Raw genomic sequence first — 17910 nt, 5'->3', positions numbered from 1 at the left:
CTACCCCTATCGTGTTACCCCAGCGGCGTGATTTCCCGGCCGCTTGCTTGCTGCGCATACTGGCGCACAGACAGCGACCGGGCAATCTTTCTCCCAGCCCGGCCTTAGAACAAGGAATACCCATGAAGGTCGAACTCGCCCAATTGGCGGGCCGTGACAACGACACGGCTTACAACCTCGAACGTGCTCTGGAGGCGATCAACGCCTGCGCCGCCGAGACGCAACTGATCATGTTTGCGGAAAGCCACTTGATGGGCTTCCCGAGCGCCGAGTCCGTGGTCGATGTCGCCGAGCCGCTGGACGGTCCGACCGTCAGCGCGATTGTCGCCGCCGCCCGTGAACGCAAGATTGCCGTGGTCGTCGGTACCGCCGAGAACGACAACGGTCGTTTCTACAACACCACGCTGCTGATCACCCCCGAAGGCATCGCGCTGAAATACCGCAAGACGCACCTGTGGGCGTCGGATCGCGGTGTGTTCGAGGCCGGCGACCGCTACGCCACGTGCCTGTGGAACGGCGTTCGCGTGGGTTTGCTGATTTGCTACGACATCGAATTCCCCGAAACCGCCCGCGCCCTGGCGCAACTCGGTGCCGAGTTGCTGCTGGTGACCAACGGCAACATGGACCCGTATGGCCCGACCCACCGCACCGCGATCATGGCCCGCGCCCAGGAAAACCAGGCGTTCGCGCTGATGGTCAACCGGGTGGAAGAGGGCGATGGCGGGTTGTTGTTCGCCGGCGGCAGCGCGCTGGTCGATCCGCTGGGTACGTTGCTGTTCGAGGCCGGTCGTGAAGAGGGACAGTTTGCGGTGGAGCTGGACCTGAACCGGTTGACGGCGGCGCGCCAGGATTATCGCTATCTGGATGATCAGCGGCTGAAGTTGCCGGGGGAGATGGTTGAGCATGCGGATGGGTTACGAGAGTTGCTGATTCCTGCGCGCTGATCCGGATTTTACATAGCCTGGACTGGCCTCATCGCTGGCTTGCCAGCGATGAGGCCCTCCCAAACAACACACCTGTTTGACCATCACCCAAGAACAACAACACAACCCCCGAAATTTCGCCGAACTCGGCTCTGCCATAAATCTAATAATTCCGGAGTAGTCGCTCATGGCTCGTTTGCAACGCACCCTGTCACTGGGGTCGGTGGTGCTGTTTGGCATCGCCTACATGACGCCGATCATTGTGCTCGGCACCTTTGGCATCCTCGCTCAATCCACCGCCGGCATGGTGCCCGCCGCGTATCTGGCGGCACTGGTGGCGATGTTCTTCACCGCCATGAGCTACGGGCGCATGGCCTCGGCCTTCCCGGTGGCCGGCTCGGCCTACAGCTACGTGCGCAAGGCCATCAGCCCGAAACTCGGCTTCATCGCCGGTTGGGCAGTGCTGCTCGATTATCTGTTTCTGCCGATGGCGATCTGGCTGATCGGCGCGGCGTACCTCAACTCCGCCTTCCCGGCCGTGCCGCAATGGGTCTGGGTGCTGGCGTTCATCGGCATTACCAGCGCCATCAACATTGTCGGCCTGAAACTGGCCAACGGCATCAACGCCTTGCTGATGCTGGTGCAGTTCCTGGTGCTGATCGCCTTCGTCGCACTGTGCGTGCACTACCTCGGCGGCGATGCGAGCACGCCGTTGTGGTCGATCAAACCGTTCTTCAACGGCGACATGCAGATGCCGTTGATCATGAGTGGCGCGGCCATCGCCTGTTACTCCTTCCTCGGTTTCGACGCGGTCAGCACCCTGACCGAAGAAACCCGCGACCCGCGCCGCACCATCCCAAGGGCGATCATGCTGATCACCCTGATCGGCGGGCTGATTTTCGTCGGTGTGTCGTACTTCGTGCAGATCGCCCACCCGTCGTTCCAGTTCGACAGCGTCGACTCGGCGGCCTATGAAATTGCGCGCAACATCGGCGGCGACCTGTTCGTCTCGATCTTCCTGATCGGACTGATCGTCGGCCAGTTCGCTTCGGGTCTGTCGGCACAGGCCAGCGGCTCGCGCCTGCTCTACGCCATGGGCCGCGATGGCGTGCTGCCGAAGTCGTTCTTCGGCACGTTGCATGAGCGCTTCGGCACACCCATCAACAGCATCTTGCTGTGTGCGGTCGTCGCCTTGCTGGCGCTGAAACTCGACGTCACCACCTCAACCTCGTTCATCAACTTCGGCGCGTTCCTGGCGTTCAGCCTGGTGAACCTGTCGGTGATCTTCCATTACTGGATCGGCGGCGAGAAAAAAGGCCTGCGCGAATTCGTGCTGTTTCTGCTGTTCCCGTTCATCGGTCTGGCGGCAGATTTGTGGTTGATGGTCAGCCTCGATCACCTGGCTATTTACCTGGGGCTGAGCTGGTTGGCCATTGGCGTGGTGTACCTCGCGGTGTTGACCGGTGGGTTCCGTCGCCAGCCGCCGGAGATGGATTTCCAGGAAGCTGCATAAAGGAAACTGTAGGCGCGAGCTTGCTCGCGATAAACATGAGGGCGCCGATGGGCATCTGGTTTACGCGTTTTCGTTCACGACCATCGCGAGCAAGCTCGCGCCTACAGGGCGGACATGTGATCCTTGCCGTTTTTGAGTCAAAGGTCTTTTTGTCATGTCGACAACTATCCACATTGCCGCCGCCCTGCTGATCGGTCCCGATGGTCGAACCCTGCTTGTGCGCAAGCGCGGCACTCAGGCGTTCATGCAGCCGGGCGGCAAGATCGAGCCCCATGAATTGCCTATCCACACCCTGGCCCGGGAGCTGGAAGAAGAGTTGGGACTGGACATCGACCCGGCGCAGGCCACGTTCCTCGGACAGTTTTCGGCACCGGCCGCTAACGAGCCGGGCTTTACCGTTCATGCCGAGATTTTTCAGCTTCACATCGATATCGACGTGACGCCTGCGGCGGAGATTGAAGAGGTGATCTGGATCGACCCGTCGACCGATGGCGATGTCACTCTGGCGCCATTGACACGGGACCTGATCCTGCCGTTTTATCGAGCTTCGCTGACCTCGATCGCCTGATCATTCACGCATAGGAACCGCCATGATCCCGCTCCAGGACCTGCTGATTTTCGCTGCTGCTGCATTGCTGATGGTGCTGACGCCGGGGCCGAACATGATCTACCTGATCTCCCGTTCGATCTGCCAGGGGCGCAAGGCCGGAGTGACGTCGTTGCTCGGTGTGGTCGCGGGTTTCTTCGTGCATCTATTCGCCGCTGCGGCCGGTTTGACCGCGGTGTTCCTGGCGGTGCCGTTAGCTTATGAAGTGCTGAAGTGGGCGGGCGCGCTGTACCTGTTGTGGCTGGCCTGGCAGGCAGTCAAGCCCGGTGCGCGGTCGCCGTTCGAGGCACAACAGTTGCCGCCGGACTCTTCGCGAAAACTGATCACCATGGGCTTTCTGACCAGTGCCCTGAACCCGAAAATCGCGGTGTTCTACCTCTCGGTGTTTCCGCAGTTCATCACGCCCGAACACGGTTCGGTGTTCACCCAAAGCATCGTGCTGGGGCTGACCCAGATCAGCGTCAGTTTCAGCGTCAACCTGATGATCGCTCTGTTTGCGGCGGGCATCGCTTCGTGGTTCGTCAACAACCCGACCTGGCTGGCGATGCAGCGTTATTTCATGGGTTTTGTGTTGTCGGCGTTGGCGTTGCGCTTGATGCTTGAGCAAAAGCGGATGGCCTGAACATGTGGATCGAGCGACTGGATGCCAGTCATGCGCTGGACTATCGAGAACTGATGCTTGAGGCCTACGACGTGCACCCGCAAGCCTTCACGTCGAGTGCGCGCGAGCGTGCGACGATGCCGCTGAGCTGGTGGGAAGCGCGCCTGACCGGCAAGCTCGACGTGGTGTTCGGCGCGTTCGAAGAGGGCAAGTTGGCCGGCATTGTCGGGCTGGCTTTCGAACCTCGGGAAAAGGCGCGACACAAGGCGACGCTGTTTGGCATGTACGTATCGGCCAACGTGCGTCAGCGTGGGCTCGGCTTTCAATTGGTGGAGGCGGTTCTGGCCGAAGCGCGGTCCCATCAGGATCTGCGGCTGATCAAATTGACCGTTACCGCCGGCAATGACGCGGCGTTCAACCTGTACCGGCGCTGCGGCTTCATCCAGTTCGGCCTTGAGCCGATGGGGGTGCGGGTGGGGGAGGAGTACTTCGACAAGATCCACATGTGGCGCGAAATATAAGTCCACCACGAACACATGTAGGAGCGAGCAGGCTCGCTCCTACATGTGTTCGCATTTCAGCGGACGGCACTCACCCCATCCAATGTCGAAAACGATGTGTCCTTCGCCGTCAGCAGAAAATCGCGCATGTACGGCGCATCCAGCATGTCAGCCCGAATCGCCGCATACAGCGTCGCGAACAAACCTTTCTCGCCCAACCGCTTGGCCTTCACATAACCCCGTGAACTGTACTCATGCAGCGCCCAATGGGGCATGCCGCACACGCCGCGTCCGCTGGCCACCAGTTGCATCATCATCACCGTCAGTTCCGAGGTGCGGACCTGGGCCGGCTCGACGTCGGCGGGTTCCAGGAAGCGCGTGAAGATGTCCAGTCGGTCCCTTTCCACCGGATAAGTGATCAAGGTTTCCGTGAGCAAGTCTTCCGGCACGATGTAGGCCTTGCTCGCCAGTTTGTGTTGATTGGCCACGGCGAGCATCGCTTCGTAGGTGAACAGCGGCACGTATGTAATACCGACCAGGTCCACCGGGTCGGACGTTACGACCAGGTCCAGATCGCCACGGGCCAGGGCCGGCAGCGGGGCGAAGGAGAAACCCGACGCCAGGTCCAACTCGACTTCCGGCCACGCATCACGGAACTGGTCGATGGTCGGCATCAGCCACTGGAAGCAGCTGTGGCATTCGATGGCCATGTGAAGGCGCCCGGCGGTGCCACCGGCCAGTCGACTGATGTCACGTTCGGCAGCGCGCAGCAACGGCAGGGTGGAATCGGCCAGTTGCAACAGGCGCAAACCGGCGCTGGTGAAACGCACCGGTTTGGTCTTGCGCACAAACAGCGGCATGCCCATGCGCTCCTCCAGTTCCTTGAACTGGTGGGACAGCGCCGATTGGGTCAGGTGCAGGCGGTCGGCCGCGTCCACCAGGCTATCGGCTTCGCGCAAGGCGTGGAGGGTCTTGAGGTGACGGATTTCAAGCACCGGAGGGCTCCATGAGAAAAACTTGTGATCAACACGAAAAGGTTGAGTTTGTCTCATGTTGGGTTGGCTGTCGACAATAGCGCCATCTTTTATACAGGAGCGCATTCGACATGGCCGTGGCCCACACCCTAGGTTTCCCGCGCATCGGCGCCGACCGCGAACTGAAAAAAGCCCTCGAAGCCTACTGGAAGGGCGACATCGACCAGCACGCGCTGAAAAGCGTCGGCCGCCAACTGCGCGCCACCCACTGGCAATTGCAGAAAGACGCCGGCATCGACTTGCTGCCGGTCGGCGACTTCGCCTGGTACGACCAGGTGTTGACTCACTCCCTGGCCTTCGGTGTAGTCCCCGAGCGTTTCGACAGCACCAAGGACGAGCGCGGCCTGCCGACCCTCGACACCCTGTTCGCCATGGCCCGTGGCGCCACTGCAAGCTGCTGCGGCGGCGAACATGGCAAAGCACAATACGCCCAGGAACTGACCAAGTGGTTCGACACCAACTACCACTACCTGGTCCCGGAATTCACCGCCGACCAGCCATTCAAACTGAGCTGGGAACAGTTGTTCGAAGAAGTCGAAGAAGCCAAGGCCTTGGGTCATACCGTCAAACCAGTGATTATCGGTCCGTTGACTTACCTGTGGCTGGGCAAAGCCAAAGGCAACGATTTCGACAAGCTCGATCTGCTGGAGCGCCTGCTGCCAATCTACGGAGAAATCCTCGGTCGCCTCGCTGCCCAAGGCGTGGAGTGGGTACAGATCGACGAACCGATCCTGACCCTCGATCTGCCGCAGGAATGGAAGAACGCCTTCGAACGCGCTTATCACATCCTTCAATATTCGCCGCTGAAAAAACTGCTGGCGACCTACTTCAGCGGCCTGCAAGACAACCTCGGCCTGGCCGTCGGCCTGCCGGTGCAAGGTCTGCACATCGATGCGGTGCGTGCGCCGGATCAACTGCTGCACGTGCTCGATCGCTTGCCGATCTACAAGATTCTCTCGGTGGGCCTGGTCAACGGTCGCAACGTCTGGCGCTGCGAACTGGAGCCGGTGCTGGCGCAACTGAAATTTGCCCAGGAGCGTTTTGGCGACAATCTGTGGGTCAGCAGTTCCTGCTCGCTGCTGCACAGCCCGGTGGACCTGGAGCGCGAAGACAAACTCGACCCTGAACTGAAAAGCTGGCTGGCGTTCGCCGTGCAAAAGTGCGGTGAAATCGCGGTGCTGCGCGATGCCCTGAACGACCCGCAAGCGCCAAAAGTGCAAACCGCCCTGGCAGAAAGTCGCGCGATTGCTGCGAGCCGCGCCGAGTCGCCGCGCATTCATAAGGTTGAGGTTCAAGCCCGTATCAACGCGATCAGCGCGGCGGACAGCCAGCGGCAGTCACCGTTTGCCAAGCGCATCGAACAACAGCGCGCACGCCTGAAACTGCCAGCATTTCCAACCACCACCATCGGTTCGTTCCCGCAGACCGGTTCGATCCGCCTGGCGCGCCAGGCGTACAAGCAAGGTAAGCTGTCGGCCAACGACTACACCGACGCCATGCACCATGAAATTCGCCACGCCGTGCAGATTCAAGAACGCCTGGGCCTCGACGTGCTGGTGCACGGTGAAGCCGAACGCAACGACATGGTCGAATACTTCGCCGAACAACTGGACGGCTATCTGTTCACCCGTTTCGGTTGGGTGCAGAGCTACGGTTCTCGTTGTGTGAAACCCGCGATCATCTACGGTGACCTAAGCCGTCCGAAAGCCATGACCGTCGACTGGATCACCTATGCCCAGAATCAGACCGACAAGGTCATGAAAGGCATGCTCACTGGTCCCGTGACGATGCTGATGTGGTCGTTCCCGCGTGAAGACGTGTCGCGCAAAGTCCAGGCGCAGCAACTGGCCCTGTCCCTGCGTGACGAAGTGGTGGACCTGGAAGCCGCCGGTATCAAGATCGTGCAGATCGACGAAGCGGCGTTCCGCGAAGGCTTGCCGCTGCGCCGGGCGCAATGGCAGGAATATCTGGATTGGGCGGTGGAAGCGTTCCGCCTGAGCGCCAGCGGTGTGCGTGATGAAACGCAGATCCACACGCACATGTGCTACAGCGAGTTCAACGATGTGATCGAAGCCATCGCGGCGATGGATGCCGACGTGATCACCATCGAAACCTCGCGTTCGGACATGGAATTGCTGGAGGCTTTCAAAGCGTTCGACTACCCGAACGACATCGGCCCGGGCGTCTACGACATCCACTCGCCACGGGTGCCGGACACGGCCGAGATGGTCAAGTTGATGGCCAAGGCCGTACAGCGCATCCCCGCCGAGCGCCTGTGGGTCAACCCCGACTGCGGTCTGAAAACCCGCGCCTGGCCGGAGACTGAAGCGGCGTTGGTGAACATGGTGGCGGCGGCACGGCAGTTGCGCAGTCAGTTGGCCTGATTCCCCCTGCAGGAGCGAGCCTGCTCGCGATAACGGTGTGTCAGTCAATGCAGATATTGAATGTCAGACCGCCATCGCGAGCAGGCTCGCTCCTACAGGGTTTTTCGTTTTTCAGAGATCCGAGAAGTGTTTGACCCCGAACGGCTTGCCGATGTCGCCGCGCCAGATTGCTTCAACCGGCGCTCCACTGGCGGCAGCAGCCTGTTGCCATTGCAGGCCGAGGTTGCGCTGTTCCGGCAACTTCAAATGACCCTTGACGAACTCGTTGAACGCAGGCTTCGCCGAGGTGTAGTGAAAGTGCGCGTACCACAAGGTTTGCGCCGTTTCACCGCGTAGATCGCGCACCTCGTATTCCTGCAGGAAATCCCTGCGTCCGTCCGGGCGTTTGCCTAGATCCCGCAGGACGCCTTCCTTGCGGATATCCACAACCCGTTGTTCCAGCAAATCGTCCAGATAGCCCTCGGTCGGGGTTTTGCTGTTCATCGATTGATCGATCCGTAGCGTGCGTCCAGTGCGCAACAACTCATCTGCGCGGTTGCGCAATTGCACGGCGACCGTCTCGGTGGGTGACAGCCCTTCGATGGCCTTGGCACGCATGTTCAGTTCCGCAGCCTCACTGCTCATCATGTGTTCAAGGTCGACCGGCAGCATGTTTCGCCGCGCATACCCCTCGACCTGGACTCTGTACGCCTCTATCGCGCCGAGCCTTTTCTTCGCTTCGATCAGTAATGGCCCGACATCCATCGGCAACTGAGGTTGAGCGCTGATCTCGGGTTCACTCAGGTGATATTTGCCACTGGCACGAGGTTGCCAGGTTTCCGAATGGCCAGTGATACCTTCAAGAGTGAAGCGCTTTTGTTTGGTGACGGGATCGGTGCTGGCGACCCCGATCAACAACTGGTTGTCCTCGGTCTCAAAGAGTTGTTTGCCACTATGTCCCTCGATCGGTGTAGTGGACGGTCGATTCTTGATCGCATGGTGCGCGAATTCTTCGACCTTGTTCAGGTTGTCCAGAAACACCTCGACCTCTGGCAGATCCAGATGCTGCGGATAGCCGAGCGTCCAGGCGGTGAGCTGGCGGCGGAATTCGGTATAGGTCGCCAGGCAGTCTTCGAGCACCTTGTTACGTTGGCTGAAGCTGGCGCGCACTGCCGGAAGTTCTTGCTGGGTGAGCAGGGCGCGTCCAACCTTGTTGCGCGCCTGATGGAGTTGCTTGTGAAAGTAAAACCAGGACAGATCAGTGACGGCGTCATAGTCGGTGATGATTTCCAGTACATGCGCCGATTTCAGGTAGTAATAATTGGCGTCGCTGAGTTTGGTGCTCAAGGTCTCGATTTGTGGTTTGAGCGTCGACTTTTGCGTGCGGTTAGTGATCCGACGGTTCCATCGGTGGGCGTCTTCGACGCGGTCATGAAGGTGGTCAAACTCCTTGATGAAGTCTTTGCGTATCTTCTTGCGTTGCGCCTTCAGCTGTATGTGTGGGGTGGGATCATAGGCTGGCGCCATGTCGGAACGCACGATGAGCTGATCGATGCGGTCCACGTACTCGAGCAAACGCTCCCTGGCCAAATCTACTCTGCGAATCGAGCGGTCGACGATGATCCAGGCGCAGCGACTTTGAATGTCTTCGATCGCCGTGCGTTTTCGGCCATGGCTGTACAGCATCAGTTCCTCCAGGTTCCGGTATTGGTTTTGCGCAAGCTCGATATCGTTGGCGCAGGCGAGGTCGACCTGGGCTCGCGTCGGTCGCTGCGCAACAGGCCGGGTATCGAAGTAGTCGGTCAGCAAGGTGTTGCTGGCGCGGGTCTGGGTATCGAGCTGCCGGGTGTAGGCTTCGGCGGTATTGGTCAGGGTCAGTTGACGGCGCAAGGCGCGATCGGTCCACCAGCGCGGCAACCAGCGGCGAATGGCGGCCGGCCACAATGGGTCCAGCCCGTCGGCCATGTGGCCGAGCACCGCTCCGCCACCGGCACCGCCGCCCTCGATTACCGTGCCGTACACCGCGTAATGGGTATTCCAGTTCCCCGCCTCATCGAGGGCGATGGGCTGTTTGTACGGGCGAGCCCACGTGCCGTGCAAGCGCCACTGCTGTGGATTGTTGCTCAGTTCGATGCGGTAGATGCGCCCGTGGCTGATCATGAAATCGCCGTCGGCGTGTCGATAGACAGTGCGATAGGCGCCGTGGCTGCCCGGTTGCAGGCCGGCCAGCGAAATCGGGTGTTCGTACTCGTAGCCCCTGAAGCGTTCCAGGGTATGCCGGGCCTGTCGTTGCGTGGCCTTGTGCAAGGCGCCTGCGCTTTTCGTCACGCTGCGCAATTGGCGGGTTCGAGTGGCGGCGCGGGTAACAGTCGACGTCGCCGCGGCGCCGGGCAGCACGTCCATTGCCGCGTCAATCAGCGACAGCAGCACCGCTTCAACCTCGGCCAGGCCATGACCGACCTGCCCGCGCAGGAACGCCGCAACCGCCAGGTTGGCGCTACTCCAGGCGTCGTACAACGCCACGGCGGCGCCCACGAACGGCAACATGCCCACGGCCATTTTCAGATAATTGAACATCGCTCCGGACTTCAACGCGACGCGCTCAAGGAACAAGGCGTCGTTAGAGCGTGATGTCGCGCGATGGGCTTCCAGCAACCGGCCCATGTGCACATTGAGCAAATGGGCCGCCAGCGAGGTGGTTGCCGGCCACGGTGTACCGATGCCAATCAGGGCATCGTAATTTTTCAGCAGTGCCTGATTGGTCCGGCTGACGTGTCGGGCGGTTTCGCCGGTCAGGGCGCGGTCCGCCAGGTAGCTGACCATTCGCGTGTGCAGGCACAGATTGAACAAGGCTTTGCGCGCCTCTTCGAGGCTGGCGTACTCGCGCAGAAATTGATCATCGGGACTGTCGGGCAGGTAGAGCAGGGTCAGGCCGCTGATCTGCTCTACGATGAAGGTCACGCCGGCCAAGGTGCTTGGCCCGCGATTCTGTGTATCTTCGCCGCCCACGGTCAGGTGCGCTGGCAGCAACACGATGCGCTTGCCGTCGGCCGCGTAATCCTCGCGGCGATTGGCGTCGATGGCGATCTGCAGCACTTGCAGGCCCGCGGCGCTGATCTGCCGTTGCAGCATGGCAACCTCGCCTTGCAACTTGAGCATCAGGCGCCAGGGTTCGCTCAGGCATTCACGCCGATGTTCGTTGCTGAAAGTCGATGCGCTCGACGTTCCCAGGAATGTGTCGCGGATCAGCTTTTCATATTCCCCGGCGAGGTCCAGCTCGGTGATCATTTTGCGCAACCAGGCCTGGGTGATCCCGCTTTTGAGTGTCTCGCGCTCCGATTCGTCGTCGGCAGTGATCTCGACCTTCATGAAAGACAATCGCAACCACAGCGCTTGGTCGATGTTGCCTTGCGCCAGTTCGGCGAGCGACAACCGGCTTCGTTGCGGGCTGGCGAACAGTACGTTCTGCTGCGGCGTCCCCGGGGCGGCACCCTCGATCAGGATTCTTTGCCAATAGGTGTCGTCGGGCAGGTCCAGCGTCACCTCGACGTTTTGCATCAAACCGAAGTCCTGCCGTAGGCGGGCGTCGATGGCTTTTTTGCTGAAGGCCTCCCTCGGTGGCAGCTCGCGTTCAAGCAGTTCATGGGCGCGTTTCATCGCCGTGATGCAGGACGTGAACAGCCCCTTGAGCTGCGCGCGTTGAGCATCGGTGAGTGCGCCGAGCCATGGCGGCAAGTTATTGGCCAAGCCACTGCTGTTGGTCTGTTCCAGCCATTGCGCGAAGGCCAGTTCTCGCGCGGCGGGAATCGCCACGGTCAGGCGAGCGAGCGTCTGCTCGCGCAGGTTATCCATCTTCACGGCACGCTGGTTTGCATGGGACGCAACGGGGTTCTCGGCGATCAATCGCACGGCCTGTTGTTCACTGCGGTAGAGCTGGTTCTGCAAGGCGTATTCAAACGGGTTGACGCTCAACGGTGAAAGCAACAGCGACTGATTACGGGTCGTCAGTTTGAACAGCGTTCGCTCAAGCGCTTGCCGGGAGTCAAAGCGTTGCAGACCACCGTAGCGACCGGGCCAGTACAGCAACAGACTTTGCGACGGGTCGGACTGCAACGCGGACGGGTGGGTAAACACCAGCACGCCGTCCAGCTCCTGTGCCTGGGTCGTCGAGCTGGCGCCATCGGACTCGATCAACTGAAGGGTAATGCGTGCGACCACCACGTCTGAATGGCCGTCCAGACCATCCGGCGCGTCCAACGCTGTCTTCAGCCACTGATGTTCTTCGCGACTGATCTGGTTCAGGGTCAACTGCGCATCGGCTTCGGCGCGCAACCCGGCGAGGCGGGCGTGGTACAGCGCTGCATAATCGGCGTTCGGCAGGCTGCGCAGCTCCAGCATCCGCAACGGGTTTGCGCTGGTAAGCAGGGCCGTCGCGGCGCGAACGCTGGCTTGCTCTGCGGTATTCAGGGCATCCAGTTGCCGTTGCAGCTGTTGCCGGCGCGGATCATCGGTGTTGCCCTGGAAGTCCTTGCCCAGCAGGTCTTCCAGCGCTGACTGTTGCTGGGTCAGAGCCTTGCGTCGCAAGCCTAGCGGAATATCCGGACTCAGCAGGCCGAACAGGGCAGCGTTGTCGCTGGAGGGCTCCCCGCTGACTGGCAGGTCGGGCGCCTGGGCTAAAGCGCTGCCACGTAGATCCGCTTCAGCGCTGGACAGTTCGCTCAGCAGGGATTCGGCGCCGAGCTCCAGCGGGTTGCTTGCCAGAGCGGTGTAGGCAACAGTGACGGTGCCGGCATCGATTTGCGATGGACCGAGCAATTGCTGTTGGTGGTCAATCAGCCAGCATTGCAGATCGTTGCGGCTGGAAAAAGAACGCCATGACGTTTGGTGGGCGGGCAGGTAGAGCATTTGAGCAACCGGGTGAGGGTCGCCCTGAGAGATGACGAGGGCGCCCGGCAGTTCGGCGCGACGGCCATCGGCGCTGCTCAGTGTGAGCTGTTCGACAGAGATAACGGCCGCATCGGGCGCCGCCTCCAGCGTTTTCATCTGTTCAGCCTGCAAGCTGCCAAGGGCAAAAGCCACCTGGCTAGAAGCCTCGAAATGCTGCCGATACAGCCGGGTTGCCTGGGCTTTGCGGGAAATGTCAGTGCCGCGTGCGCGTGCGTTCCACCACATGCTGTCGAGTGGCGGTCGGGGGCTTTGCGCCATGAGGTCGAGCCACTGCTTGCGGCATTCTTTCCAGCGGGCCAATGCACTCAGCAACAGTGACTGATCCACACTCGCGACAAGGGGAACAAGGCCGAAGTCGGCCGGTGGGGGCATGGGTTCGTCGAGCATGACGACAGATCTCCAATGGGCCGGGCCATGCCGGCGATGGGGCCATTAGAGGTCCGTCGTGAACAGCGTTGGTGGTACATAGTTATCGCAAGGCAATGACCGCCCGGCACTCTTCATCAAACTGTCATGGAAGTGTGGCAGCGCGCTTGAACAAACTTCATCAGACTCGCGCTCTACTGGGGTTCTGCGTTTTGGTGTTTTTCATGCGTGTTTTTTTATCAAGAATTGTATTTTTGGCCGCATTTTTGTTCGGCCTGCCGTCCCTGGCGGCGTCTCGTTGTGACGTCAATGTACCGACCGAACGGGTAGATCTGGCCCAGGTAAGCCTGGCGTATCAGAGCATCGGCCGCGCCTCGGACCCGGCATTGCTGCTGGTGATGGGCTTGGGCGGGCAGTTGATTCACTGGCCCGATGAGGTGGTGGTCGCGCTGTGTCAGCAGGGCTTTCGGGTGATTCGTTATGACAACCGCGATGTCGGCCTGTCGACGTGGCGGCAAGCGCCGCTTGAAGCCAACCTGACGTTCGAAGTGCTGCGCTACAAGCTCGGTTTGCCAGTCTCGGCACCGTATTCGCTGACCGACATGGCCGACGATGGCCTGGGCCTGATGGATGCCTTGCACATCGAGCAATTTCACGTGCTGGGTGCGAGCATGGGCGGCATGATTGCCCAGCACATGGCGGCCATGGCACCGCAACGGGTGGAAAGCCTGACCCTGATCATGACCACTTCCGGCGCCGAAGGCCTGCCGGCACCGAGTGCGGCACTGGTGCAATTACTGTCGCGTCGCGGCGCACCGAATCGTGAAGTGGCCCTGGAGCAACAGGCCGACTTGCTGGCGGCACTGGGCAGCCCGACAGTCGTTGATGATCGCCAGGCGTTGTTGCATCAGGCCGCACTGTCGTATGACCGGGCGTTCAATCCCGAGGGTGTGAAACGGCAGATCATGGCAATCCTCGCCGAGCCAAGCCGAGTGGCGTTACTCAATCAATTGCGCGTCCCGGCGCTGGTGGTGCATGGCACCGCCGATCCGTTGTTGCCGGTGATGCATGGTGTGCATCTGGCGGCGCATTTGCGCGGCAGCCAGTTGAAGTTGATTCCGGGGTTGGCGCATCGATTCCAGGAGACGTTCAAGGCGCCGTTACTGGCGGCGGTACTGCCGTATTTGCGCGAACACCGCGAGGACACTTCGCACTGGGCGCAGATCGAGCCGGTGGCTGAGCACAACCTGCTCTGACACCTTCTACATTGGGTGTATCGTGCAGGTTTTCCGGTGCCTTTCCAGCCAGCGAGGTGAATGATGAGTGCCCCACTGAAAATCGATTTCGTCAGCGACGTGTCCTGCCCCTGGTGCGTCGTGGGTTTGTATGGTCTGACCAAAGCCCTGCACATCTTGCGTGACGAGGTGCGTGCCGAGATCCGTTTCCAGCCCTTCGAACTGAACCCGAAGATGGGACCTGAAGGACAGAACATCACCGAGCACATCACCGAGAAGTACGGCTCGACACCGGAGCAGTCGCAAAAGAATCGCGAGATGATCCGCGCGCGCGGTGCCGAGGTCGGGTTTGCGTTTCGCACCGACGGCAACAGCCGTATCTACAACACCTTTGATGCTCACCGCCTATTGCACTGGGCGGGACTGGAAGGGCTGCAACAGCAACTGAAAGAAGCGTTGTTCAAGGCGTATTTCAGTGACGGCGGCAATCCTTCCGATCACCCTCAGCTGGTAACAATCGCGCAAAGCGTCGGTCTGGACAGGCAACGGGCCGAGTCGATTCTGGGATCGGAAGAATTCGCCACCGAGGTTCGTGAGGAAGAACAGTTGTGGCTGTCGCGCGGGGTGAGTTCGGTGCCGACGGTAGTTTTCAACGGCCAATACGCCGTCACGGGCGGGCAACCGGTGGAGTCCTTCGTGGCGGCGATTCGGCAGATCATGAGTGAAGCGAAGGGCGGAACGGTTAGCTGACGGATTTCGGTCGTCAAATAAGTGTCAATGTGCCACTATGGTTTTGGCCGTCGCTGCCGATACACGCAGCAACGTTTTCAATCATAGGGATTTGATCCATGACATTCCACGCTCTACGTACATTCGCAGCACTGACTTTGCTCGCCTGCCTGGCCCTAACCGGCTGTGCCAACGTTCAACCTCCGGTAGCGCTCGACCAACAATTCTGGGATTCGAAAGAGCCGACCATCGGGGTCGCGATCAGCCAATTGCCGCCGCCAGTACTGGCGTTGACCGGTAACCAGGGGCTTCTCGATTACGCAATCAACGCGGGCGTCAACAGCAAACTCAGTGACAACGTCAAAACCTGGCAAGTACGCGATTTCGATACGCTGCCGGATGCCATCGTCGCCAAATTGCAAGCCAAGGGTTACAAAGCCAAGCGCATTGACGAGAAGGTAGACCTGAAGGCCTTCAAGGAAACCAAGTTTCGCGAAGGCTACACGATCAAAGACCTGACTCCGATGAAAGCCAAATATGGCATCGATCGCCTGTTGCTGGTGTATGTCACCGCCACCGGTGCGACCCGCAGCTACTACAGCATCGTGCCGACCAGTGTGCCGATGGCGCAGGTAGGCGGGCAGGGCATGGTGGTTGATCTGGCCGACAACAAACTGCTTTGGTTCCAGCCATTTGTCGCGGTACAAGCCGCACAGGGCGAGTGGGACGAGCCGACCTATACCAACCTGTCCAACGCGTTCTACCAGGCTGTGGATAACAGCCGCCAACAAATGATTACCCCGTTCGCCAAATGAAGCGCTCAATCCTAGCGGCCAGCGCGTTTGCCCTGCTGATGGTGGGCGGCTGTGCGCAGAAACCCGCTCCCGAGGCTGGTTTCAAGGATCAGACGGCTTTGCCTTACGTCCAGGCGCACGGGCTCAAGGCCGATGTGCAGGTGCCGCAAGATTTTGTCGGTGCCAGCACGGTGATCGACAGCAAGGACGCTTTGAAGGCAGCGTCGTCCAGTCAGGCCCTGCTGCTGAACTCGGGCACCGGTGCCGGGCTGGCCGGCGTGTTGGTGGCCAGTCTGGTCAACACCCAGATGGGCAGCGGCACCTTGCAGCGTGATGCGGAAAAATCCGCCCTGAAGGACTCGCGGCCGATGGCGGATTTGCTCGCCGGCGTGCCTCTGCAGGAGCGTTTGCAGCAGCGCTATCAACAGGCTTCACAAGTGGCTGGGCTCAGGCAGGGTGAAGGGCAGGTCACGGCGCGTTTGTTGATCGAACCAAAAGTGATGCTGACGCCGGATCGCGGCAGTTTTGTCCTGGTCAATCAGGTTCAGGTCCAGGATATTTCGGGTTCGCCGTTGTACCGCATGCGCATTGAGGTGACCAGCCGGCCGATCCGTCGCTGTGGCAGCCAATGCATCGATGACGGCAGCCTTGAGTTGGCAAAGGTCACCGCGGTGCTCGACGAATGCATCGACGAGTCCATGCGGGTACTGGCTACCGACCTGATGCAACCGACGCCACCGCCGGCGGCTCAGGAAACATTGCGTTATGTGCTTGATGGTCAGCGAGTGGTCGAGCGCGGTTATCAACTGGCGAACAACGGTAGCTATTGGCGTTACCGCAACCTCTATGGCGCGGTGAAATCAGTACCGGTGCCGTTTGAAGATGCGCTGACCCAGGCGCAGCTTGAGGAGGTCTACGGGCGGTAACGGAGCTCCCAGGTTTCAACCTTGCCTGGACTTGTAGGAGCGGTCAGCTCCATCAGTGGCTCAGCCCGTACTTCTTAACCTTGTCGAACAAGGTGGTTTTGGCCATGCCCAGTTCCTGGCTGGCCTGGGTCAAGTTGCCGCTGCTGCGTTGCAAGGCATCGCTCAACAGGTTGCGTTCGAAGGCTTCCACCGCCTCGGCGAAGGCCAGGCCCGGAGTGCTGCCGCCCGCGCCAGGTTTTTTGAACGCCGGCAGGCCGAGGGCAAAACGCTCGGCGACGTTGCGCAGTTCGCGCACGTTGCCCGGCCAGTCGTGGCTCATCAGGCTCGACAGCGTCTGGTTATCCAGTTCCGGTGCGATGCGGTCGAAGCGCAGGGATGACTGCTGCAAAAAGTATTCGAACAGTTGCAGGATGTCTTCGCGACGTTCGCGCAGCGGCGGCAATTCCAGGGTCACCACGTTGAGGCGGTAATACAGGTCGCTGCGGAACTCGCCAGCCTTGCTTGATTCGTCGAGGTCGGATTTGGTCGCCGCGATCACCCGGCAATCCACCGCCACGCTCTGGTTCGAACCGAGGCGCTCAAGGGTGCGTTCCTGCAATACCCGCAGCAGTTTGATCTGCAAGGGCAGGGGCATGCTTTCGACTTCGTCGAGGAACAGCGTGCCGCCGTCGGCGTGTTCGATCTTGCCGATGCGCCGTTTGCCAGCGCCGGTGAAGGCGTTGGCTTCGTGACCGAAAATCTCGCTTTCGAACAGGTTTTCGGGCAGGCCACCGCAGTTCAGTGCGACGAACTGTTTGGTGTGACGCCGACTGAAATCATGCAGGCAACGGGCGACCAGTTCCTTGCCAGTACCGGTTTCACCCTCGATCAGCACGTTGGCCGAAGTATCGGCGACGTTGGCGATCAACTCACGCAGATTCTGCATGGCGGGCGAGCGGCCGATGATCCGCCCTTCAAGGGAATCACGCTCGGCCAGTTGCCGACGCAACGACGACACTTCCCGCGCCAGGCTGCGCTGTTCCAGCGCGCGGCGGGCCACGTCCACCAGCCGTTCCGGAGAAAACGGTTTCTCCATGAAGTCGTAGGCGCCTTTCTGCATCGCGCCGACGGCCATGGAAATGTCGCCGTGACCGGTAATCAGCACGACGGGCAAGCTGCGATCACGCTCCTTGAGCCGACCGAGCAATTCAAGTCCATCGATGCCCGGCAGGCGAATGTCGCTGATGACGATGCCGGCAAAATTGTCGCCGACCCGCTCCAGGGCTTCTTCGGCGCTGCCCACGCCAATGCAGGGAATGTCTTCCAGGGTCAGCGCCTGTTGGCAGCCGAGCAGCACGTGGGGGTCGTCTTCGACGATCAAAACACTAAGGTC

At 60.5% G+C, this 17910-nt stretch carries 13 protein-coding genes; 10 read left to right on the top strand and 3 right to left on the bottom strand.

The window, feature by feature from the left end:
- Positions 1-122: 122 nt before the first annotated feature.
- The 5 genes from ACNYC6_RS08010 (at position 123) to ACNYC6_RS07990 (ending at position 4165) form a co-directional block, all read left to right on the top strand.
- Positions 123-944: a carbon-nitrogen hydrolase family protein gene (locus ACNYC6_RS08010; protein ID WP_419711835.1), complete on the top strand. Its 822-nt coding sequence runs from the start codon at positions 123-125 to the stop codon at positions 942-944.
- 166 nt (positions 945-1110) lie between these two features.
- Positions 1111-2436, top strand: coding sequence for an APC family permease (locus ACNYC6_RS08005; RefSeq protein WP_419711834.1), 1326 nt, complete (start codon positions 1111-1113; stop codon positions 2434-2436).
- A gap of 154 nt (positions 2437-2590) precedes the next feature.
- Positions 2591-3004 (top strand): NUDIX hydrolase, encoded by a 414-nt coding sequence (locus tag ACNYC6_RS08000; RefSeq protein ID WP_419711833.1) that lies wholly within the window; start codon positions 2591-2593, stop codon positions 3002-3004.
- Positions 3005-3026: 22 nt separating this feature from the next.
- Complete coding sequence (locus ACNYC6_RS07995; protein ID WP_419711832.1) at positions 3027-3665, top strand: LysE family translocator; 639 nt, start codon at positions 3027-3029, stop codon at positions 3663-3665.
- 2 nt (positions 3666-3667) lie between these two features.
- Positions 3668-4165: an N-acetyltransferase family protein gene (locus ACNYC6_RS07990; protein WP_419711831.1), complete on the top strand. Its 498-nt coding sequence runs from the start codon at positions 3668-3670 to the stop codon at positions 4163-4165.
- 56 nt (positions 4166-4221) lie between these two features.
- On the opposite strand, the gene metR is transcribed toward ACNYC6_RS07990, so the two are convergent.
- Positions 4222-5139, bottom strand: coding sequence for a transcriptional regulator MetR (gene metR, locus ACNYC6_RS07985; RefSeq protein WP_419711830.1), 918 nt, complete (start codon positions 5137-5139; stop codon positions 4222-4224).
- Positions 5140-5249: 110 nt separating this feature from the next.
- Between metR and metE the strand changes: the two genes are divergently transcribed.
- Positions 5250-7562: a 5-methyltetrahydropteroyltriglutamate--homocysteine S-methyltransferase gene (gene metE / locus ACNYC6_RS07980; RefSeq protein WP_419711829.1), complete on the top strand. Its 2313-nt coding sequence runs from the start codon at positions 5250-5252 to the stop codon at positions 7560-7562.
- A 111-nt stretch (positions 7563-7673) separates the two neighbouring features.
- On the opposite strand, the gene ACNYC6_RS07975 is transcribed toward metE, so the two are convergent.
- Positions 7674-12875 (bottom strand): dermonecrotic toxin domain-containing protein, encoded by a 5202-nt coding sequence (locus ACNYC6_RS07975; protein WP_419711828.1) that lies wholly within the window; start codon positions 12873-12875, stop codon positions 7674-7676.
- Between the two features lie 203 nt (positions 12876-13078).
- On the opposite strand from ACNYC6_RS07975, the gene ACNYC6_RS07970 reads away from it, so the two are divergent.
- From ACNYC6_RS07970 to ACNYC6_RS07955, 4 genes are all read left to right on the top strand, one after another.
- On the top strand, positions 13079-14110 hold the full coding sequence (locus ACNYC6_RS07970; protein WP_419711827.1) for an alpha/beta fold hydrolase: 1032 nt from the start codon (positions 13079-13081) through the stop codon (positions 14108-14110).
- 63 nt (positions 14111-14173) lie between these two features.
- The gene (locus ACNYC6_RS07965; RefSeq protein WP_419711826.1) at positions 14174-14839 is read left to right on the top strand and encodes a DsbA family oxidoreductase; all 666 of its coding nucleotides are present in this window, start codon (positions 14174-14176) and stop codon (positions 14837-14839) included.
- A 98-nt stretch (positions 14840-14937) separates the two neighbouring features.
- A complete protein-coding gene (locus ACNYC6_RS07960; RefSeq protein WP_419711825.1) occupies positions 14938-15633 on the top strand; it encodes a hypothetical protein in 696 nt (231 codons plus the stop codon).
- Complete coding sequence (locus ACNYC6_RS07955) at positions 15630-16538, top strand: hypothetical protein (RefSeq protein WP_419711824.1); 909 nt, start codon at positions 15630-15632, stop codon at positions 16536-16538. The genes ACNYC6_RS07960 and ACNYC6_RS07955 overlap by 4 nt, the downstream gene beginning before the upstream one ends.
- A gap of 52 nt (positions 16539-16590) precedes the next feature.
- On the opposite strand, the gene ACNYC6_RS07950 is transcribed toward ACNYC6_RS07955, so the two are convergent.
- Entirely contained in the window at positions 16591-17871 is a 1281-nt protein-coding gene (locus ACNYC6_RS07950) for a sigma-54-dependent transcriptional regulator (RefSeq protein ID WP_419712930.1), read from the bottom strand.
- Positions 17872-17910: the final 39 nt, after the last annotated feature.

Source organism: Pseudomonas sp. NFX224 (genome assembly GCF_048565165.1).
Lineage (GTDB): Bacteria > Pseudomonadota > Gammaproteobacteria > Pseudomonadales > Pseudomonadaceae > Aquipseudomonas.
The sequence above is the reverse complement of the archived record's forward strand: the minus strand, read 5'-3'. Positions and strand labels throughout refer to the sequence as shown.